At 65.0% G+C, this 19019-nt stretch carries 20 protein-coding genes and 1 tRNA gene; 13 read left to right on the forward strand and 8 right to left on the reverse strand.

Translation table 11 applies throughout. The features are described 5' to 3' along the window. The first annotated feature begins 117 nt into the window (after positions 1–117). Both U741_RS0102475 and U741_RS0102480 read left to right on the forward strand, forming a co-directional pair. Positions 118–1482, forward strand: coding sequence for a cytochrome P450 (locus U741_RS0102475; protein ID WP_052378419.1), 1365 nt, complete (start codon positions 118–120; stop codon positions 1480–1482). Positions 1483–1521: 39 nt separating this feature from the next. Continuing rightward, on the forward strand, positions 1522–2007 hold the full coding sequence (locus tag U741_RS0102480; RefSeq protein WP_029888915.1) for an FKBP-type peptidyl-prolyl cis-trans isomerase: 486 nt from the start codon (positions 1522–1524) through the stop codon (positions 2005–2007). Positions 2008–2059: 52 nt separating this feature from the next. Here the strand turns inward: U741_RS0102480 and U741_RS0102485 are convergent, their stop codons facing one another. After that, entirely contained in the window at positions 2060–2662 is a 603-nt protein-coding gene (locus U741_RS0102485; RefSeq protein WP_152551467.1) for a hypothetical protein, read from the reverse strand. Positions 2663–2781: 119 nt separating this feature from the next. Here U741_RS0102485 and U741_RS0102490 point away from each other — a divergent pair, with 119 nt between their 5' ends. The 7 genes from U741_RS0102490 (at position 2782) to U741_RS0102515 (ending at position 10433) form a co-directional block, all read left to right on the forward strand. Continuing rightward, the gene (locus U741_RS0102490) at positions 2782–4236 is read left to right on the forward strand and encodes a DNA recombination protein RmuC (RefSeq protein ID WP_052378420.1); all 1455 of its coding nucleotides are present in this window, start codon (positions 2782–2784) and stop codon (positions 4234–4236) included. Between the two features lie 68 nt (positions 4237–4304). Then, positions 4305–6332 carry a TonB-dependent receptor family protein gene (locus tag U741_RS0102495; RefSeq protein ID WP_029888918.1) on the forward strand — a complete coding sequence of 676 codons (2028 nt, stop codon included), beginning with the start codon at positions 4305–4307 and terminating at the stop codon, positions 6330–6332. A gap of 182 nt (positions 6333–6514) precedes the next feature. Next, complete coding sequence (gene adh, locus U741_RS0102500; RefSeq protein WP_029888919.1) at positions 6515–8035, forward strand: aldehyde dehydrogenase; 1521 nt, start codon at positions 6515–6517, stop codon at positions 8033–8035. A gap of 83 nt (positions 8036–8118) precedes the next feature. Further along, positions 8119–8511, forward strand: a complete 393-nt coding sequence (locus U741_RS0102505) for a DUF779 domain-containing protein (protein WP_029888920.1) — start codon at positions 8119–8121, stop codon at positions 8509–8511. A gap of 16 nt (positions 8512–8527) precedes the next feature. Then, positions 8528–9082 (forward strand): thioredoxin family protein, encoded by a 555-nt coding sequence (locus U741_RS0102510; RefSeq protein ID WP_029888921.1) that lies wholly within the window; start codon positions 8528–8530, stop codon positions 9080–9082. Positions 9083–9185: 103 nt separating this feature from the next. Beyond that, positions 9186–9431 (forward strand): hypothetical protein, encoded by a 246-nt coding sequence (locus U741_RS19140; protein WP_152551468.1) that lies wholly within the window; start codon positions 9186–9188, stop codon positions 9429–9431. Positions 9432–9518: 87 nt separating this feature from the next. Beyond that, positions 9519–10433 (forward strand): alpha/beta hydrolase, encoded by a 915-nt coding sequence (locus U741_RS0102515; RefSeq protein WP_029888922.1) that lies wholly within the window; start codon positions 9519–9521, stop codon positions 10431–10433. Between the two features lie 28 nt (positions 10434–10461). Here U741_RS0102515 and U741_RS0102520 read toward each other — a convergent pair whose 3' ends face one another. Genes U741_RS0102520 through U741_RS0102530 form a run of 3 tightly spaced genes read right to left on the reverse strand, consistent with a single transcriptional unit; the run spans position 10462 to position 14272 of the window. Beyond that, positions 10462–10767: an oxidative damage protection protein gene (locus U741_RS0102520; RefSeq protein WP_052378421.1), complete on the reverse strand. Its 306-nt coding sequence runs from the start codon at positions 10765–10767 to the stop codon at positions 10462–10464. After that, positions 10764–11822 carry an A/G-specific adenine glycosylase gene (gene mutY / locus U741_RS0102525; RefSeq protein WP_052378422.1) on the reverse strand — a complete coding sequence of 353 codons (1059 nt, stop codon included), beginning with the start codon at positions 11820–11822 and terminating at the stop codon, positions 10764–10766. The genes U741_RS0102520 and mutY overlap by 4 nt, the downstream gene beginning before the upstream one ends. Further along, positions 11819–14272, reverse strand: a complete 2454-nt coding sequence (locus U741_RS0102530) for an AsmA family protein (protein WP_029888925.1) — start codon at positions 14270–14272, stop codon at positions 11819–11821. The genes mutY and U741_RS0102530 overlap by 4 nt, the downstream gene beginning before the upstream one ends. A 102-nt stretch (positions 14273–14374) precedes the next feature. On the opposite strand from U741_RS0102530, the gene U741_RS0102535 reads away from it, so the two are divergent. Continuing rightward, entirely contained in the window at positions 14375–14611 is a 237-nt protein-coding gene (locus tag U741_RS0102535) for a hypothetical protein (protein WP_152551469.1), read from the forward strand. Here U741_RS0102535 and thiS read toward each other — a convergent pair. Then, positions 14608–14799: a sulfur carrier protein ThiS gene (gene thiS, locus U741_RS0102540; RefSeq protein ID WP_029888927.1), complete on the reverse strand. Its 192-nt coding sequence runs from the start codon at positions 14797–14799 to the stop codon at positions 14608–14610. The two genes, U741_RS0102535 and thiS, sit on opposite strands and share 4 nt — an antisense overlap. A gap of 65 nt (positions 14800–14864) precedes the next feature. Here thiS and U741_RS0102545 point away from each other — a divergent pair. Together U741_RS0102545 and U741_RS0102550 are read left to right on the forward strand one after the other, a co-directional pair. Then, positions 14865–14938 (forward strand) — tRNA-Gly (locus U741_RS0102545). A gap of 50 nt (positions 14939–14988) precedes the next feature. Beyond that, positions 14989–15423: an NTF2 fold immunity protein gene (locus tag U741_RS0102550; protein ID WP_043110174.1), complete on the forward strand. Its 435-nt coding sequence runs from the start codon at positions 14989–14991 to the stop codon at positions 15421–15423. Here U741_RS0102550 and U741_RS0102555 read toward each other — a convergent pair. Both U741_RS0102555 and U741_RS0102560 read right to left on the reverse strand, forming a co-directional pair. Next, a complete protein-coding gene (locus U741_RS0102555) occupies positions 15390–16382 on the reverse strand; it encodes a tRNA dihydrouridine synthase (RefSeq protein WP_029888929.1) in 993 nt (330 codons plus the stop codon). The two genes, U741_RS0102550 and U741_RS0102555, sit on opposite strands and share 34 nt — an antisense overlap. 28 nt (positions 16383–16410) lie before the next feature. Further along, positions 16411–16848: a MaoC/PaaZ C-terminal domain-containing protein gene (locus U741_RS0102560; RefSeq protein WP_029888930.1), complete on the reverse strand. Its 438-nt coding sequence runs from the start codon at positions 16846–16848 to the stop codon at positions 16411–16413. Positions 16849–16971: 123 nt separating this feature from the next. Here U741_RS0102560 and U741_RS0102565 point away from each other — a divergent pair, with 123 nt between their 5' ends. Next, the gene (locus U741_RS0102565; RefSeq protein ID WP_084154611.1) at positions 16972–17637 is read left to right on the forward strand and encodes an outer membrane beta-barrel protein; all 666 of its coding nucleotides are present in this window, start codon (positions 16972–16974) and stop codon (positions 17635–17637) included. 70 nt (positions 17638–17707) lie between these two features. Here U741_RS0102565 and U741_RS0102570 read toward each other — a convergent pair whose 3' ends face one another. Further along, positions 17708–18874 carry a serine hydrolase domain-containing protein gene (locus U741_RS0102570; protein WP_029888932.1) on the reverse strand — a complete coding sequence of 389 codons (1167 nt, stop codon included), beginning with the start codon at positions 18872–18874 and terminating at the stop codon, positions 17708–17710. Between the last annotated feature and the right edge of the window lie 145 nt (positions 18875–19019).

Consider the following 19019-nt stretch of genomic DNA (forward strand, 5'->3'; position numbering starts at 1 on the left):
ACCGTAGGCCGCCCCCTTTTCGCTGCGGTGACAGACCGATGACCATTGCATGGCAAGCGGCCTTGCTCGACCCAAACCGCTCGTTCAATATCGTCGGCCTGTCAATTCCGGAGGCCCATGGCCCGCATTTCATTCGACGGACTGATGGGCGGTGGCGGCGAAATCGCCCATCTTCCGGGCCATCGCGGCGCGCCGCTGTTGGGCCATACCTTGCAGTTTCTGGGTGACCCGCTGGCCTTCGCGCGTCGTCACTCAGCGGCGCACGGAACGGTGGCGCGGGGCAACTTTCTGTTTCTGCCGCGCGTGATGTGCTTCAGCGCCGACATCAACGAACAGGTGCTGCTCAACCGCGACGAGGCCTTTTCCAGTGAGCGTGGCTGGTCGCCGGTGCTGGAAAAGCTCTTCCCGCGCGGCCTGATGCTGCGCGACGGCGCCGATCACCGACAGCACCGGCGGCTGATGCAGCCAGCCTTCCGTAGCGAGGCTCTGGCCGGCTATCTCGACCTGATGAACCCGCTGATCGCCTCAAGGCTGGACCAATGGCAGGGGCAGCCCGACTTCCACTTTTACCCCGCCATCAAGCAGCTCACCCTCGACATGGCGGCGCAGATTTTTCTCGGTCTGGTGCTGGACGCGGAGGTCAGTGCGGTCAACCGCGACTTCTCTGACTTGGTCGAGGCCTCAGGCGCCGTGCTGCGCATGCGCTGCCTCGGCCCGTCGTGGACCCGTGGCCTGAGTGCGCGGCGGCGCCTGGAGCGACGCCTCACAGGCTTGATCGCCACGCGCCGCCGCAGTCCGTCGGCCGACCTGTTCAGCCAGTTGTGTCTGGCCGAAGACGAGCAGGGCCAGCGCTACGCCGACACTGAAATCGTCGACCATCTGATCTTCCTGATGATGGCCGCGCACGACACCACCACCAGCGCCTTGACGACCATCGTCTATGCCCTGACCCAACACCCGGTATGGCAGCAGCGGCTGGCCGAGCAGGCGCTGGATCGCAGCGACGAGCGCCCGGATTTCGAGGCGCTCAAGGGGCACGAGGAAACCCTGTGGGTCCTGCGCGAGGCGCTGCGGCTTTACCCGCCGCTGACCATCATGCTGCGCGAGACCCTCAAACCGGTGCAGTTGGCCGGTCACCCCATTCCGGCCGGCATGTCGGTGGCGCTGTTCCCGGTTTACACCCAGCGCGACCCGCACTGGTGGACCGACCCCGACGGCTTCGATCCGGCGCGTTTCTCGCCGGCACGTCAGGAGCACCGGCGCCACCCCTTCGCGTGGGCGCCGTTCGGCGGCGGCGTCCACATGTGCCTGGGGCTGCACTTTGCCGAGATGCAGGTGAAGGCGGTCATCCACCAGTTGCTGCGTCGCTTTTCATTTGCGGTGGCGCCGGGTTACGAGATGCCGTATCGCCTGGCGCCCATCGCCCATCCGCTGGACGGGCTGCCGCTGAAACTGGCGTCGCGCCTGCGAGGCCGGGCCTGAGCGGGTAGCATGACCTTTCACTTAATCGGATGTTGATACATGCAGATTGCGGCTCAAACCGTTGCCCGTTTCCACTACACCCTGACCAACAGCAAGGGTGAAGTACTTGATCAATCCCCCGAGGGTCAGCCCATGGCTTACCTGCACGGCGGCGGCAACATCATTCCCGGCTTGGAAAAAGAACTGGCCGGCAAGGTTGCGGGCGACAAGCTCAGCGTGACCGTCGCACCGGGCGAAGGCTATGGCGAAAAGCGTATGGAGCTGATCCAGCAGGTGCCCCGTGATGCGTTTCAGGGCATCGACACCATCGAGGTCGGCATGGCCTTTCAGGCGCAATCTGCCCAGGGCCCGATGCGGGTCACGGTGACCGCGGTCGAAGCCGACACCATCACGGTCGATGGCAATCATCCGCTGGCCGGCGAGACCCTGAAGTTCGAAGTCGAGATTGCCGATGTGCGCGCCGCCACCGAGGAAGAGACCACCCACGGTCATGCCCATGGTGACGGCGGTCATCATCACCATTGATCCATGCCGAAGGCATCATTGAAAAGGCCCGCAATGCGGGCCTTTTTCATGCTCAGTTGCCGGGGTTGGCCGGCTGCGGCAGATGCCCAAAGCGAGCGTCCCAGTCGTCAAGCTCGCTGCGCAGCCGCCGGTCCTGCCAAAGCACGAACGGCTGCCCGCCCATGCTCGGCCCCAGTGGCGAGGCCTGCTGGGCAACGTTGGACGCCACCCGCCGCTGGCCGCTGACCAGCACCTGCCGATTGGCCCCCTCGCGCCGCAGCCTCGGCTCGGCACGCGCCAGCACCGGCGCGTAATCGTTGGCACTGACCGGGTAAAAGGTCACCTCCATCAGCCGGTCATTAAAAAAGTCCAGGGTCAACCGACCCGGCACGTCGAGGTGCGAGAACGGCCGTAATTCCAGCGTGATGAGTTCGCGCGCCGGGTGGGCCGGTGTTGCGGCCCGGCGCACGTCGGTGATGACGATTGCCTCGGGGTGGGCCGCGCGCACGCTGGCGAGATCAACATAGCTGGTGAAACCGGCCCCGAGCTCGATGCCAGGTTTTCGTTCGCCGAACGCCGCCGTTTCGCCGTGCAGCGGCACCGGCCGCGCCCACCACCAGAAGGCCGCCGTAGCGGCCGCCACCAACACTGGAACCGCCCATAAATAACGCTTCATGGCGCAGTGTTGATTGCCGGCGCGGACCGCGCAAGCGGCATCTCATCGAATCAGCCCGCGGCACGTTAGGCTTGGCACCCGACCTGCCACATTCACCTTCCCAAGGGCACACCCAAAATATGGACGAGGCGCTACTGCTGCCGCTGGTCGCCGGACTCGGTGTTGCCCTGCTGGCCGCGCTGCTGCTGGCATGGGTGCAGTTTCGCGGTCGGCGGGCGCTGCAACGCCGGCTGACCGAGGTACAGGCCACGCTCGACGCCCAGCGCGCCGCATTGCAGAGCGAGGCCGAACGCCGCGCCATTGCTGAAACCGACGCGCGCCGCGTGCCGACGCTGGAAGCCGCCCTGCAGGCGTCAGCCACTCAGCGTGACGACACCACCCGCGCGCTGGCGCAAACCGCCGCGCAGTTGCAGGCAGAACGTGAAGGCGCGGCCGAAAAGCTGGCGCTGCTTGACGAGGCCCGCAAGTCGCTCAGCGACGCCTTCAGCCACCTGTCGTCACAAGCCCTGCAGAAGAACAACGAGTCATTTCTGGCTTTGGCCCGCACCCAGCTGGAGCGCTACCAGGAGGCCGCCAAGTCGGAGCTCGGCGCGCGCGAGAAAGCGGTCGCGGCGCTGGTCAAACCCATTCAGGAATCGCTCGGCCGGGTCGACGGCAAGCTCGGCGAGCTGGAGCAGGCACGGATCGCCTCTTACGCGGCGCTCAACGAGCAACTGAAAGGGCTGGTCGAAACCCACCTGCCGCAACTGCACCGCGAAACCGCCAGCCTGGTCACCGCGCTGCGTACGCCCACGGCGCGCGGCCGCTGGGGCGAAGTGCAACTCAAGCGCGTCGTCGAGATGGCCGGCATGGTCCAGTACTGCGACTTCACCGAGCAGACCTCCAGCGACGGGGACGGTGGCCGGCTGCGCCCCGACCTGCTGGTGAGGCTGCCCGGCGACAAGCGCGTGGTGGTCGATGCCAAGGCGCCGCTGGACGCCTACCTGCGCGCTGCCGAGGCCAGCGACGAGGCGGTCCGCCAGCAGCATCTGGCGCACCACGCGCGGCAGGTCCGCACCCACATTCAGGCGCTGGGCCGGAAGGCGTACTGGGAGCAGTTTTCGCCGACGCCAGAGTTCGTGGTGCTGTTTCTGCCTGGCGAAAACTTCTTCTCCGCCGCCCTGGAACAAGATCCCTCATTGATCGAATACGGCGTCGCCGAGCGGGTGATTCCGGCCACGCCGACGACATTGATCGCGCTGCTGCGCGCGGTGTCGTACGGCTGGCGGCAGGAGGCACTGGCCCAGAATGCCGAAGAGATTGCCGCGCTGGGCCGCGAGCTTTACGAACGCATCCGCCCGCTGGCAGCGCACTGGAACAGGCTCGGCGACCAGCTTGGCAAAACCGTCGACACCTACAACAAGGCCACCGCCTCGCTGGAGACCCGGGTGCTGGTTTCGGCGCGCAAACTTCAGGCGCTACGCGTGGCGCCCGACAGCAGCGAGATCGACGCGCTCGACCCGGTCGAGCACCAGCCACGCGCACTGCAGGCCGATGACTGGCAAGACGACGACACGCCGCCGACTACCCGATAGGGTCTGGCAATGGCTGCCGCGCCGTCGCAGCATCGCCCGCACCCAAGACGTCACCCGGAGAGAGACTTTTGAAGCGGATTGCACCCTGCGGCATCGCCGCCCTGCTGGCCGCACTGGCCTGGAACGCCACGGCCGACGACGGCAGCACCCGGTTGGCGCCGGTGGTCGTGACCAGCGAGCGCATCAGCGCGCCGTGGGTGGAATCCCCCACCGCCATTGGCGTGATCGACACCGACGTACAGTTGGGTGACGCCGGGCTGGCGCTCTCGGAAACCCTGGTACGGATTCCCGGCGTGTTCACGCAGAGCACCTACAACCTCAATCAGGGTCTGCGCTTGTCGATCCGCGGCTTCGGCAGCCGCGCGGCCTTCGGCGTGCGCGGCGTGCGGGTGTTCGTCGATGACATTCCACTGACCATGCCCGATGGCCAGACTGATCTTGATGCCCTCGATCTGGCGCTGGTCGAGCAGGTGGAAGTGCTGCGCGGCCCGGCCTCGGCGCTGTATGGCAACGGCGCGGGCGGCGTGCTGTCGATCACCACCCGCGACCGTCCCGAGCATCAACATGGCCGCGTTGACGTGGTCGCCGGAGAACTCGGCGAGCGGCGCATGCGCGGCGAAGTGGGAATGCACAACGACACCCAATCGGGGCTGGTGTCGCTGGCCTATCGCGAACTCGAGGGCCACCGCGACAACATGGAAGCCCAAAGCCTCAATGGCTCGGCCCGATACGCGCAGGAGATCGGCGAAGGCACGCTGGCATTCAACCTCGCAGTGCTCGACATCGACGCCGAAGACCCGGCCGCGCTGACGCTCGCCGAGGTGCAGGCCAACCGCCGCCAGGCCAACCCCGGTGCAGTGAACTTCGCGGTGGGGGAGTCGATCCGGCAGGAGCGCATCGGCGTGTCGTGGCGTTCGCCGCTGAATGCGCAAACCGACTACCGACTGCGCACCTGGCTGGGCCAGCGCGACTTCACCAACACCCTGCCGTTTGCCGGCGGCGGCCAGACCGCGTTCGACCGCGTGTTCGGCGGGCTTGGCGGGCAGGTCGATCATCGCTATGGCTGGGCCGGCACCGCCAACACGGTGAGTATTGGTGCCGACATCGAGGCGCAAACCGACGAGCGTCGCCGCTTCGATAACAGCCCCGGTGGGGTGCGCGGCGATCTGACCTTGGACCAGGACGAGCGCGCACGCGGCGTTGGCGTTTATGTCAGCAATCAGATGGCCTGGCAGCGCATCACCGCGACCACAGGCCTGCGCTATGACCGCATTCGCCTGTCGGTGGGCGACGGCTTTCAGGCCGATGGCGACGACTCCGGCAAACGTGAGTTCAACCGCACCAGTGTGAATCTGGGGCTGGGCTACGCGCTGACCGAGCGCAGCAGCGTGTTCACTCGCTACGGCACCGGCTTCGAGACGCCGACCAACTCTGAGCTGGCCAACCCCAACGGCGGCGGCTTCAACCCGGCCCTGGGCCCGGCCGAAGCGCGCAATGTCGAGGTCGGCTACAAATTCGACAGCACGCGGCTGCGCGCCGAGGGGGTGGTCTACCGCATTCGCAACAAGGACGAGCTGATCCGCTTTGAACTTGACGGCCAATCGGGCCGCAGCTTTTTCCGCAATGCCGGCGTCACCGACCGTGACGGCGTCGAGCTGAGCGCGGTGTGGCAGGCGCTGCCGCCGCTGACGGCATCGATGAGCTACAGCTACAACGACTTCAGCTTTCGAAACTACCAATTGGCTGGCGATGACTTTTCCGGCAACGCCCTGCCCGGTTTGCCAAAGCAACAATGGTTCGCCGAGTTGGCCTACCAGCCACTGCCGGCGTGGACCACGCGTCTACAAGCGGTTGGCCAGGACCGGGTGTTCGTCAACGACGCCAACAGCGTGCGCGTGCCCAGCTACACGGTACTCAACGCGCGCCTGTCGTGGACCGGCGAGTTCGCGGGGCGCCAAATCACCCCCTACGTCGCCGTCAACAATCTGCTGGACCGCGAATACAACGACAACCTGCGGGTCAATGCCGGCTTTGGTCGTTACTACGAGCCGGCCGCCGACCGGGTGGTGCTCGGAGGGCTCAGCGTGACGTTCTGATGCCAGGCGCGTGATCGCCAATCCTGCCAGTCCGGGTAGTGCCACCCCGTGGCGCTTGGGCGTAGCGTGGTTTTCAGTCGGCTGACGTGCTGAGTTTCCGGGTCATCGAGAAATGTGCGCGTGGTGCGCCGGCGATCAACCGCTTTGCGTTCACCCAAAACATTGAGAGGAGCCTCAACGACATGAACCAACCCGCAACCATGGCGACGCCGACCAAGTCGCCCTTCAAGGCCAAATACGACAACTTCATCGGCGGCAAATTTGTCGCGCCGCTGGGCGGCCAGTACTTCGACAACGTGTCGCCGATCAACGGCAAGGTGGTCTGCCAGATCGCCCGCTCGCAAAAAGAAGACATCGAGCTGGCGCTGGATGCCGCGCATGCTGCCGCCGATGCCTGGGGCAAGACGGCCCCCGCCGAGCGCGCGCTGATCCTCAACAAGATTGCCGACCGCATGGAGCAAAACCTGCCGGCCATCGCCGAGGCCGAAACCTGGGACAACGGCAAGCCGATTCGCGAAACCACGGCCGCCGACATTCCGCTGGCCATCGATCACTTCCGCTATTTCGCCGGCTGTATCCGCGCCCAGGAAGGCTCGCATTCGCAGGTCGACAACGACACCGTGGCCTATCACTTTCATGAGCCGCTGGGCGTGGTTGGGCAGATCATTCCTTGGAACTTCCCCATCCTCATGGGCGTGTGGAAGCTCGCCCCTGCGCTCGCTGCCGGCAACTGCGTGGTGCTGAAGCCCGCCGAGCAGACCCCCGCCAGCATCATGGTGTTGGTGGAGCTGATTGCCGACCTGCTGCCGCCGGGCGTGTTCAACGTGGTCAACGGCTTCGGCCTTGAAGCCGGCAAGCCGCTGGCCTCCAGCTCGCGCATCGCCAAGATCGCCTTCACCGGCGAAACCACCACCGGGCGGCTGATCATGCAGTACGCCAGCCAGAACCTGATTCCCGTCACGCTGGAGCTGGGCGGCAAGAGCCCCAACGTGTTCTTCGAAGACGTCATGGACGAAGACGACGCTTTCTTCGACAAGGCGCTGGAAGGCTTTGCGATGTTCTCGCTGAATCAGGGTGAAGTCTGCACCTGCCCGAGTCGCGCGCTGATTCAGGAGTCGATTTACGAGAAATTCATGGAGCGCGCCATCAAGCGCGTGCAGGCCACCAAGCAGGGCCATCCGCTGGACCCGAGCACGATGATCGGCGCGCAGGCCTCCAGCGAGCAGCTTGAAAAGATCCTGTCGTACATCGACATCGGCAAGCAGGAAGGCGCCAAGGTGCTCACCGGCGGCGCGCGCGCCGACATGGGCGGCGACATCAGCGGCGGCTACTACGTGACGCCCACGGTGTTCCAGGGTCACAACAAGATGCGCATCTTCCAGGAAGAGATCTTCGGGCCGGTGCTGTCGGTGACCACCTTCAAGACCGAGGAAGAAGCGCTGGCCATTGCCAACGACACCCTCTACGGCCTCGGCGCCGGGGTGTGGAGCCGCAACGGCAACACCGCCTACCGTATGGGCCGGGGCATCAAGGCCGGCCGGGTGTGGACCAACTGCTATCACGCCTACCCCGCGCACGCGGCGTTTGGCGGATACAAGCAGTCGGGCATCGGCCGCGAGAATCACAAGATGATGCTCGACCATTACCAGCAGACCAAGTGCCTGCTGGTGAGCTACAGCCCCGACAAGCTGGGTTTCTTCTAAAAAGCCTCTGCGATACGGCTGCGCTCGCCCTCACCACCGGCGCCCCGGGGTTACCCTTGGGGCGCCGTTTTTTGGAGTCGCTGATGAATTCAGCACAAGACGCATTACCCGATCGGGTGCTGGCCACCGACGCCACCGTGGCGCTGATCGCCGCGCTGCGCGAGCGTCACGGCCCGGTGCTGTTTCACCAGTCGGGCGGCTGTTGTGATGGTTCGGCGCCCATGTGCTTTCCCATTGACGACTACCTCGTCAGCGATGAAGACGTCTGTCTCGGCGAGATTGGCGGCGCCAAGTTCTATATCAGCCCGTCGCAGTACGAATACTGGAAACACACGCAGCTGATCATCGACGTGGTCGAAGGTCGCGGCGGCATGTTCTCGCTGGAAAACGGTACCGGCAAGCGTTTTTTGGTGCGCTCGCGCCTGTTCACCGACGACGAGGCCCTGGCACTGGGCCTGGTTTCACACACTCCCTGAAGGAGACCTTGTTTTAATGGCTTTAACCCCCTCCAACATGATGGACTTGGGCACGCCGGCGCCCGACTTTTCGCTTCCCGAACCGCTCACTGGCCGGGTGCATCGTCGCGACGGTTTGCTGCGTGCCCACGGCCTGCTGGTCGCCTTCATCTGCAACCACTGCCCGTACGTGAAGCACATCAATCCCGAGCTGGTGCGGGTTGCGCAGTGGGCGCTGGATCACAACATCGGCGTGGTGTTCATCTCATCGAACGACGCCACCAAGCATCCGGCTGACGGCCCCGAGGCCATGGCCCAGCAGGCGCGGTCGCTGGGCTATCCGGCGCCCTATCTTTATGACGAAACCCAGGAGGTGGCGCGCGCGTTCGATGCCGCCTGCACCCCGGATTTCTTTTTGCTCGACGCCGACCTGAAGCTGTATTACCGCGGGCGGCTGGACGGCGCCACGCCCGGCAACGACGCGCCCCTGAATGGCGAAGACTTGCGCGCTGCACTTGCCGAGCTGCACGCCGGCATGCCCGCACCCGAGCAACAGCTGCCAAGCAAGGGCTGCAACATCAAGTGGCGTTGACATGGCGGGGTCGGATGTTCATCACGCAAAACTTCGGTCCCTTCCCGATTGACCACGACATGACGTATGGCCGTCTTACGAGACCCCGCAAACAGGAGAACCGATGAAAACCTCACCCTTGATCAACCGCCGGCCCATGCTGCGGCTCGCCGCGCTGGCCCCGCTTGGGTTGCTCATCGCCGCCTGCGGTCAGGAGGGAACGCCAGAAGGCACGCCACAGGAAGGTTCTACTTCAAATGCCGATGCCCCGTGCACCGAGCGGGATGGCGCGTGGTTTGGACGCACGCCGAGCGGCAGCATCGTCACTACACAAACGCGTGAGGCTTGCGAGCAGCGCGTCAGCCCATGATCGGGCGCAGAGCAGATCACCGGCTGACCTAGCCTGAGCAGGGCGCCAAACAGCGCGCAGAAGACATCACCCATTGAGGAGAGTGCCGTGAGAGAAGACATCACATTCACAGCCCCTGGCGCCACCCTGCGCGGCTGGTTCTACCCGGCCGCCGACGCCCAAGGCCCGGCAGCATGCGTGGTGCTGCAGCACGGTTTCACGGCGGTGAAGGAAATGCACCTTGACGACTACGCCACGCACTTCCAGGCCGCCGGATTGGCCTGCCTGGTTTATGACCACCCCGGCTTCGGCGACAGCGACGACCTGCCGGGAACGCCGCGCCAGCAGGTCGACCCTTGGCAGCAGATTCGCTGCATTCAGCACGCCATCACCTACGCGCAGTCGCGCAAGGATGTCGACCCTGGTCGTATCGGCCTGTGGGGCTCCAGTTATGGCGGTGGCAACGCTTATGTGGCAGCCGCCATCGATCGCCGTGTCAAAGCCGTGGTGGGCCAAGTGCCGGCAATCTCGGGCTCCGAAACCTTCAAACAGTTGGTGCGTATCGACCATTGGGCGGCGATGGACGCAGCCTTTGCAGCCGAGCGTCAAGCCCAGTTGAACGGCGCGCCACCCACTTACATTCCCATCGTCGCCGAAGACCCTGCCGCGATGTCGGGGCTACCGACGCCCGATTCCTGGGAGTTTTTCCGCCATTACATCGACAAGCCAGGCGTCAAGTGGAAGAACGAAACCACGCTGCTGTCGATGGAGTTTTTTCGCGGCTATGAGCCCGGCGCCTACCTGCCGATGATTGCGCCCACCCCGTTGCTGATGGTCGTCGCACCACTGGACCGGCTGGCGGACGGCGGCCTTGCCACCGCCGCCTTCGAGACCGCTCGACACCCCAAGCAACTCACGCTGGTGCCCGGCGGACATTTCGACGCGTACACCGGCAAGGGCTTCGAGATTTCGGCGGGCGCGGCGCGCGACTGGTTCGTCCGGCACTTGATCAACCCGGACTGAAATCCACCGCGATCTACCGCCAGGGCGGTCAGCTTTCGGGGGTGTACTGCTTGACGCCGCTGTCGCCGGCGGGCGGCACGAAACCGGTGCCGGTGAGTTCGCCGCCTTCAAAGAAATACTTCTTCAGTTCATCCATAAGAAAGCTGCGCGCCTTGGCATCGGCCAATGCCAGCCGGTATTCATTGATGAGCCGGGTCTGATGCTCCATCCATGTGGCCCAGGCTTCCTTGCTGACGTTCTCGAAGATCTTCTGCCCCAGCGGGCCGGGCAGTGGCGGTTTGGGCAGGGCTTCGGCTTCGCGGCCGAGTTTGATGCAGTGAACGGTTTTGGTCATGAGGCCTCGGGGGTGGTTGTGGCCGCGGTGTGGGCGACCCGTTGTTCGATCATGCGCCGGATGGGCGCGGGGAGCCCGAGGGTAAGGGCTTGCGTCGGGGCGTGCCAGATCAGGTCGTCGTTCACGGCGGGCTGGCCCTGCAGATGCACCGGGTCCATCTGCAGATCGAAGTGCGTAAAGCTGTGGGCGATGGGCGTCAGCGGGGTGTTGTCGAACGGTTGCAAGGCGTCCAGCCCGCTGGGCCATGCATCGCCGGCCATGATCACCGGCAGACTCCACAGCCCGCCCCAGATGCCGCGCTGCGGACGGCGCGCCAGCAGAATCTCGCCGTCGTGGTTCTCGACCACCAGCACCTGCGCCTGCTTTCGTGGCCGCGCGCGCCTGGGCTTGGGCGTGGGCAGGCTGGCCACGCTGCCCTGCTGCCGCGCCAGGCAGTCCTCTTGCACCGGGCAGAGCAGGCATTGCGGGCGCCTTGCCGTGCAACAGGTGGCGCCCAGGTCCATCAGCGCCTGCGTGTAGTCGGCGTATCGGGCTTCGGGCAGACGTGATTCGGCAAGCGCCCAGAAAGCCTTTGACACGGCCGGCGTGCCCGGCCAGCCGTGCAGCGCGGCGTGGCGTGCCAACACGCGGCGCACGTTGCCGTCGAGAATGGGCGCGCGCGCATCAAAGGCCTGACTGACGATGGCCCCCGCGGTCGAGCGCCCGATACCCGGCAATGCCAGGCAGCCTTCGACGGTGCGGGGAAATTCCCCGCCCAAGCCATTCGCCACGCCCTGAGCGCAGGCGTGCAGGTTGCGGGCGCGGGCGTAGTAGCCAAGGCCCGACCAGTGGGCGAGCACGTCATCCAGCGGTGCGGCGGCCAGCGTTGCGACGTCGGGAAAGCGCGCCATAAAGCGCGTGAAGTACGGAATGACCGTCGCGACCTGCGTCTGCTGCAGCATGATCTCCGACACCCACACGCGGTATGCCGAGCGCGGCCGCTGCCACGGCAGATCGTGTCTGCCGTGTGCATCGAACCACTGCAGCACGCGCTCCGCGAACGGCTTTGCACTCACGACGCAGGTTCGGGGGTCGCCTCGGCCGCAGGCTCAGCGGTGGGCGTCGGCCTGGCACGCGGCGCGCGACCAAACAGGCCGCGAATGGCATCGACCGCGCCGTCGCCCAGCTCTTCTTCGATTTTTGACTCGACCTTCTCTTTCGCGCGGGCTTCCTCGGCCTTGGCCTTGGTGCGCAACTCTTCTTCGTCCACCCCGAGGCGCTCCCGCGCTTCGCTGACGGCCTTCGACTTCAAGGCCTCCTTGAAGTCGAAACGCACCTTGGGGTCGAACAGGCTGCCACTGAGCGCGATGGGAATGGTCAGACCGCGCAGAGCTTCAAGCTCCTTGCCGCCCTGACCGGTGGCGGTGGCGACCACCGTCGGTTTGGCGAGGAATTCCAGCGTTTCATTGACCAGATTGATCTTGCCGCCGCCATCAAGGCGGAACAGCGGGCTGGCCGCGTCAAGCAGCGTGGTTTCAAGCACGCCGTTGGTGATTTTTGCAGCGAAGGCCAGCGACGAGAAGTCGGTTTCTTCGACCGTGGCCGGCGCCCGTGCCGCGGCTGCGTTGCCGGTGAAGGCCGCCTCGGCGCGGCGCAACGCGGCACCGAGGTTGAAGCCCTTGACCGCGCCATCACGCAACTGCGCCGAGAGCTGCCCGTTGAGCGCCGCGCGCAGATCGCCGACGGTGTTGCCGCTGGTACGCAGATCGACATCGAACTGGGTGAGGCCCGACAGGTATTCCTTGCCGATGAAGTCTTTCAGGAAGGGCGCCGCCTGAAACGCGTCGAGTCCGGCCTTGAGGTTCCAGCCGGGGTTGTCGCCGGGGGTGTAGCGGTGATCCAGCGCGATGTTGCCGCCATAGAGCTTGGCTGCAATCTGCTGGCGCTTGGGCTGGCCGGCGGCGCCGCTGAGGGTGACTTGCGCGTCATTGAGGGTGAGCCCGCTGACCTTGAGCTCGCCGATGCGCAGCACGCCATCGACGTTAAGTGCATCGAGCATCTCGGTGGGCAACTGGATGGCGTTGATGTCGCCGCCTTCCTCGCCATCCGCCTTTTTGTCGCCGCCATCACCTTCTTCGGTGGGCGGCATGTAGCGGTCGGCGTCGAGCCGGTCGACGTTGAGGTCGAAGCGGATCGCCTGGCTGGCAAAGTCACGCACCTCGGCCGAGCCGCGCGCGGTGGTGTCGTCCAGCACCAGCACGATGTTTTTCAGTGCAATGCCGCGCGTGCCGCCGCCGATGTCACTGCTGAACTGCAACTTCTGCAGCGCGGTGTCGTCCTGCATGGGCGGCAGTTCGATGCCGAGTTCGGCCGCCAGCTTGCGCGGCGAGAACGCGGCCAGCGCCAGCTTGCCCTGTGCCTGCGGCGCGTCGCTGTCGAGTTTGCTGGCATCGACGTTGCCGCTGAGGTTGGCTTCGCCGGCCTTCAGCGACAGGCCGTTCACGCTCGCGGTGTTGGCCGTGCCGTCGTAACTGACGTCACCGCGCAGGGTGATGTCGACGGGTTTGTTGAGGGCCTTGCTGCTGGCGGTGGCATCCAGCGCCAACTTGCTCAGCGCCAACTTCATCGCGGTCCAGTCGAGCTCGACGGGCGAGGTCAGGCGGCCTTTGGCGCTGCCCTCGGCGTGGGTTACATCGAAATCGACGGCGAGATCCACCCAGTCGAGGCGAGTGTCGGTGAGGTTGATATTGGGGTTGCCGGTGAGCTCGCTGGTGGCCGCCAGACCCTCACCTTCAAGCTTGATCGCGGTCTTCAGATCGGCAATGGCCACCCGCGAGAAATCTTCTTCAGGAGAAATGCGGCTGCTCAGGTCCCAGCGCACGGTCATGGCAGGTTCGCCAAGGGTGATCTGTGCCCCGGTGGTGACGTCGAAGGCTTCGCCCAGGGCGAGCCGCCCGGTGGCCAGCGAAAAATCCTCGATCTTGATGTTCTGGTCGGCTTGCCGGTCGTCGAAGTGGATGGCCGCGTTGGTGATGTTGATGCCGCCAATGTCGATTTGCCGAGGGTCGAAACCGCCTTCGGCCGTCGCGGCTTCGGGCTCTTCTTCAGGGGCGTCTTCACCGGCGTCGGCCAGATCGTCCCAGTTGGTGGTGCCGTCAGCCTTGCGCGCGAGGTTGGCGGTGAGCCCGTTGAGCGTGATGGCGCTGACCTCCAGTTGCCGGTCAAACAGCAGTGGCAGCACCTTGACGCCGACGTCGGCCTCTTCAATCGACGCGAAGGGCTCATCGCCAAAGCCTTCGGCGTTACCGAGTGCGGCGTCATTGACCCGCAGCTTCACCCACGGAAACACCTTCAGTTCGATCTGGCCAAGTGCGAAGGTTCGTCCGGTGGCTTCTTCGACCTTGCTGGCGATGGTGTCGCGGTAGTCATTGGGGTCGATCAGCAACGGCAGTGCAATGGCCACGCCGATCAACAGCAGCAACAGCGCGCCGAACGCGGCCAGAACAATTTTCAGTGCCTTGGGCATGAGGCCCCCCTTCTCGAAGTCGAATCAGGCCATCATAAACGTGCTGTTACCGACCGGACTCTGAACCGGCACCCTGTCGCCGCACGAGTCGAGGACATCACCGTGTTAACCCTTGTGGAAGTCGCGCTGACACTCGCCGGCCTGGCGCTGATCGTTTACCTGATTTACCTGCTGTTCTACTCGAAGAGCGAGGCCTTGCGCAGTGAGGCCAGTGGCAAAAGTAGTGGCCGTCGCATTGACCGCCGTGAGCAGGAGCGTCAGGACCGCCGTCACCGAGATGCCTCGCCCCCGGAAGGTGAAGACCGTCGCAGCGGCCCGCGTCGCGACCGGGAGGACTAACCCCCGCCGACGGCGTGCACCACCTCGATCTGGTCGTCCTGTGCGAGCGCATGATCCGGCCAGGTCGAGCGCGGGACCACCGCACCATTGACTGCGATGGCTATACGTCGCCCGGCCAACGACAACTCGTCGATCAGGGCGGCGACGGTCGGCGGCGTGCCGGGATGAGGTTGTCCGTTGACGGTCATGAGGAAACGATTTGTCGGTCGCGGTACTAAATTGAGTCGCGGCGGCCCTATAATTCGGCACTGCTGCGGGTGTAGCTCAATGGTAGAGCAGAAGCTTCCCAAGCTTACGACGAGGGTTCGATTCCCTTCACCCGCTCCATAATGGTGTTTCTGGCCCACTCCAATCGTCGAGACGGTAACCTCCGATTGATGAGCATTCTTTCCTCGCTGCGCAGTTGGCTGGCCATTTCACTCTGGGTGACGAGTTTCGTCGTCGTCGCTCAAAGCCGTTTTTTCCCCGAGCCCGACTGGCAGGCTTGGGTCGATCAGCTGATGACCGACGTTGACCGCGAGGCGCGGGTTGAGACCGAGCGCCCCCGGGGCTCGGTGGCCGGCGAGCGGACGGCCATGGCCATTGCCCGGCAGGTCTGGACCGACAACCTGGGACGCGACGTGGCCGAGGCAGCGCGACCTTATCGGGCGTTCAAGCGGCATAACCTGTGGATTGTCACCGGCACCGAGGGCATCGAGCGACCGGGTGACGGCCCGGTGCTGGTGCTCACGCGCGATGCCGGTGCGGTGGTGTTGATCCGGCCACCGCTAGACGATGATCAAGCGGCCGCGCGAACTGCAAACCCTGGCTGATTTTTGGCCGCAGCCACTTGTGCCGCCACCGCCGAGTCGAGCTGCACGCAGTCGCGGCCTCGGCGAATCTCAAGAAAGAAGGCCTGCGCTTCCGGGTAATGGCGTGACAGCGCAAACACCCACTGCTTGAGCCTGCCCGGCGCGTGGCGCTCGGGCACCTGGGCGCGGAGGGTCTGCCAGTAGGCGCCCATCATCACCACGAGGTCAGTCCAATCCAGCGGCATGCAAGCCTGCCCTTTTGCGGCAGCGTGTATATGTCGTGCAAGATCGGGGCGGGCGACAAGGCCGCGACCAAGCATGAAGTTGTCGACGCCACTTTCGGCTCGGCAGCGCCGCCAGTCGGCCACCGACCAGACCTCGCCATTGGCATAGACCGGCACCGACACGACCTCGGCGATGCGCGCAATCCAGTGCCAGTACGCGGGCGGGTTGTAACCGTCGGCCCGCGTGCGGGCGTGCACCACCATTTCGGCCGCGCCGCCATCAGCCAGCGCCCGGGCGCAGTCGAGTGCACGTGAGGTGTCGGCATAGCCGAGCCGCATCTTGGCGGTGACCGGCACCCGCATCGGCACTGAGGCTCGCACCGCCGAGACAATTCGATGCAGCAACGCCGGATCGTCAAGCAGCACGGCGCCGCCGCGATTGCGGTTGACGATCTTTGCCGGGCAACCAAAGTTGAGGTCGATCACTGGGGCGCCGAGTTCGGCGGCGCGTGCCGCGTTTTCGGCCATGCAGGTCGGGTCGCCGCCCAGCAACTGCAGTCGCACGGGCGTGCCACTGGCAGTCGTCCAGCCGGATGCAAGTTCTGGCGCCAACGCGTGGAACACCTTGGGCGGCAGCAGGCGGTCGGTGACGCGAACGAACTCGGTCACGCACCAGTCGATGCCGCCCACGGCGGTGATCATCTGCCGCATTCGGGCGTCGACAACGCCCTCCATCGGGGCCAGGGCAATCCGCATCAGCGTGCCTATCGGCGGACCGGCCGAGTCACGGCAGATCGAGATCGAAAAGGCTGGTGGCGATGGTGTCTAGCACCAGCACACGATCCTGATTGTGGACGCGCCACTGCCAGCGCAACTTGCCGACCTTACCGCTGGACGACACCCCGGTGCCGAGCACGTCCAGGGTAATGGTCAGCGCGTCATCGGGGCGCACCGGCGCGGTCCATTTCAGGTACTCCAGCCCCGGCGAGCCGATCGAGCCCGAGTCCAGCAGCGGGCCCTCGCAGACCGTGCGCATGGTCAGGGCACAAGTCTGCCAACCGCTGGCAATCAGCCCTTTCCAGCGGCTCTTGGTCGCCCATTCGGGGTCGGTGTGGAACGGCTGCGGGTCCCACAGGCGGGCAAAATTGATGATCTCGGCCTCGCTGAGCGACACCGGGCCCAGCGTGAGGGTCTGATCGGGCGAGAAGTCGTGAAATTTCATGGGGCGTCAGTGACGGCGGAGAGGTCGCTATGGTGCCAGTGCGGCGACAACGCTGCCGCCGCGGGTCGGCGCTCACATGCGTGCGCACTTGATGGCCGGACCGGACAAAAGTGTTACGTTCCGTTGCCCGCGCTGGAGGGCAATAACCACCAAAACAAATGGGAGAACACCATGAGAATTCACACAGCCGGGCTTAGCGCCCTGATGTTGTCGGCCTTCGCGTTTCAGGCGAATGCGCAGCAAACATCTTTTGGTCATGTCGATGCGTATTACATTCCTCGTGCCGACTTGGAGCTTTCTGACGCAACCGGCAGCGCCGAGGATGACGGTGACGGGTTCGGGCTCAAGGGCCGGTTCCTGGTCTCCGAGCAGCTCTTCATCGCCGCCGAGTACCAGGCCGTCGAGTATGACGACAGCAACATCGAACTCGATCAGGTGCGGGTCGGCTTGGGGTTGGGTCTGCCCATCAACACCGCGCTGCGGTTCGTTGGGCAGGTCGAATACGTCGATGTCGAAGTCGACACTCCAGGATTCAGTTCCGAAGGCGAGGACGGGTTCGGCGTACATGGCGGCCTGGAGGCCGTGCTGTCGCCGCAATTCTCACTGCACGGCAGCGTTGGATTCCTCTCCCTTGGCGACACCGACGGTCCAGAGTTCTTGATCGGTGCACGTTTCCATGTCGCACCTAACTTCAGCCTGTTTGCTGACTACCGCGCCAGCCGTTTCAGTGACAGCGGCACCGATTTAGATCTGGACGATCTGCGCATCGGCGCCGGTTTCCACTTCTAAGCAGAGATCTTAGCTGGAAGCACACGAACACCCTGCCAGCGCAGGGTGTTTTTGGTTGCGGCTGGCGACGCTATCGCGCTTGATAAACCGCCCGCTCAAATCGCCGTACGACCTCGACGATGGCGGGATCGAAGAACGGTAGTGACTGGGCCAGAAAAATTGCCGTGATGTCCTGCACCGGGTCCACCCAGAAATAAATGTTGCTGAGCCCGACCCAGGCGTAGCTGCCGGCCGCGCGCCCTTCCGGCGTGGCTTCGGTGTTGATCAGCCCGCCCAGCCCGAACTTGCAGGCGGTTCCAGGGTGCAGGTCGACCGGGTGGCTGAAGTCGGGCATCGCCGTGGATATCGGCGTCATGTTCAGGTCACCAATCTGGTTACGGCGAATTTCGGCCACGGTCTCGGGTTTGAGCAGGGTCGCGCCGTCCAGCGAGCCGTCGTTGAGCAGCATGCGCATCAGCCTCATATAGTCCGGCGCGGTGCCAAACAGAGCGTGGCCGCCCATCTGGACTTCGGGTTGCGGAGGGAGTTCGAACGCCATGGGTTGCAGTCCGCCATCCGGCGTTCGCGCGTGCATGCTCGCGCGCCGCGCGGCCTGCTCGGCGTTGAGTGTGAAACCGGTATCGACCATGTTCAGCGGGTCGAAAAGCTCAGCCTTGAGATAGTCGCCGAGCCGCTTCCCGGTCACAGCTTCGAGCATCAGGCCGGCCCAGTCGATGCCGATGCCGTACACCCAGGCGCTGCCGGGGTCGGCGACCAGCGCGCGGTGCAGCGTCGCGCGGGTGCCACTGAGTACGTTGTCCTTGCCGGCGTCGACCAGCTCGCGCGCCACGTCGGGGTGAAACAGTTCGTAGCCGAGTCCGCTGGAATGGCTGAGCAAGTGACGCAGGGTGACGGGCGACCGCGGTGCTCGCAAAACCGGTTCGCCAGCGTCGGTGTAGCGCTCGCGAACCAGCAGCTCACCGAGCTCGGGGCAGACCTTGGCGGCGGGTGCGTCAAGATCGAGCAGGCCGCGCTCGACGCATTGCATGACCGCAACGCTGGTCACCACCTTGCTCAGCGACGCCAACCACGCGAGAGAATCGAGGGTCATTGTCGCGGCTTGCCCGCACACCCGAGCCCCGGCGGCACCCTCATAGAGCAGACCGCGGCGATTGCCGGCCATCGCCACCACGCCGGCGACGGCGTTGTTGGCCACGGCCTCGGTAAGAACCTCGTCAAGGGCGGCTTTGAGGGGCATTGATCTCTCCAGATTGAATTTGGTTGCGCGACCCACCGGCGGCGCATCACTTTGGTGCACCACGAACCATTGTGGCGCAATCTTCGCCGGCCGTTCAGATTCATTGCGGTACCTTGCCTGGGTCCTGACTTGGACGCCATGTATA

The sequence above is a fragment of the Polycyclovorans algicola TG408 genome, assembly GCF_000711245.1.
GTDB lineage: Bacteria > Pseudomonadota > Gammaproteobacteria > Nevskiales > Nevskiaceae > Polycyclovorans > Polycyclovorans algicola.

Bases quoted from the DNA above. Each gene is read 5' to 3' on its own strand.
- adh (WP_029888919.1), top strand. From the start codon at position 6,515: ATGAACCAACCCGCAACCATGGCGACGCCGACCAAGTCGCCCTTCAAG.
- U741_RS0102475 (WP_052378419.1), top strand. From the start codon at position 118: ATGGCCCGCATTTCATTCGACGGACTGATGGGCGGTGGCGGCGAAATC.
- U741_RS0102505 (WP_029888920.1), top strand. From the start codon at position 8,119: ATGAATTCAGCACAAGACGCATTACCCGATCGGGTGCTGGCCACCGAC.
- U741_RS0102530 (WP_029888925.1), bottom strand. From the start codon at position 14,272: ATGCCCAAGGCACTGAAAATTGTTCTGGCCGCGTTCGGCGCGCTGTTG.
- U741_RS19140 (WP_152551468.1), top strand. From the start codon at position 9,186: ATGAAAACCTCACCCTTGATCAACCGCCGGCCCATGCTGCGGCTCGCC.
- U741_RS0102490 (WP_052378420.1), top strand. From the start codon at position 2,782: ATGGACGAGGCGCTACTGCTGCCGCTGGTCGCCGGACTCGGTGTTGCC.
- U741_RS0102480 (WP_029888915.1), top strand. From the start codon at position 1,522: ATGCAGATTGCGGCTCAAACCGTTGCCCGTTTCCACTACACCCTGACC.
- U741_RS0102555 (WP_029888929.1), bottom strand. From the start codon at position 16,382: ATGCGGATTGCCCTGGCCCCGATGGAGGGCGTTGTCGACGCCCGAATG.
- U741_RS0102560 (WP_029888930.1), bottom strand. From the start codon at position 16,848: ATGAAATTTCACGACTTCTCGCCCGATCAGACCCTCACGCTGGGCCCG.
- U741_RS0102520 (WP_052378421.1), bottom strand. From the start codon at position 10,767: ATGACCAAAACCGTTCACTGCATCAAACTCGGCCGCGAAGCCGAAGCC.
- U741_RS0102550 (WP_043110174.1), top strand. From the start codon at position 14,989: ATGAGCATTCTTTCCTCGCTGCGCAGTTGGCTGGCCATTTCACTCTGG.
- U741_RS0102570 (WP_029888932.1), bottom strand. From the start codon at position 18,874: ATGCCCCTCAAAGCCGCCCTTGACGAGGTTCTTACCGAGGCCGTGGCC.
- U741_RS0102510 (WP_029888921.1), top strand. From the start codon at position 8,528: ATGGCTTTAACCCCCTCCAACATGATGGACTTGGGCACGCCGGCGCCC.
- thiS (WP_029888927.1), bottom strand. From the start codon at position 14,799: ATGACCGTCAACGGACAACCTCATCCCGGCACGCCGCCGACCGTCGCC.
- U741_RS0102485 (WP_152551467.1), bottom strand. From the start codon at position 2,662: ATGAAGCGTTATTTATGGGCGGTTCCAGTGTTGGTGGCGGCCGCTACG.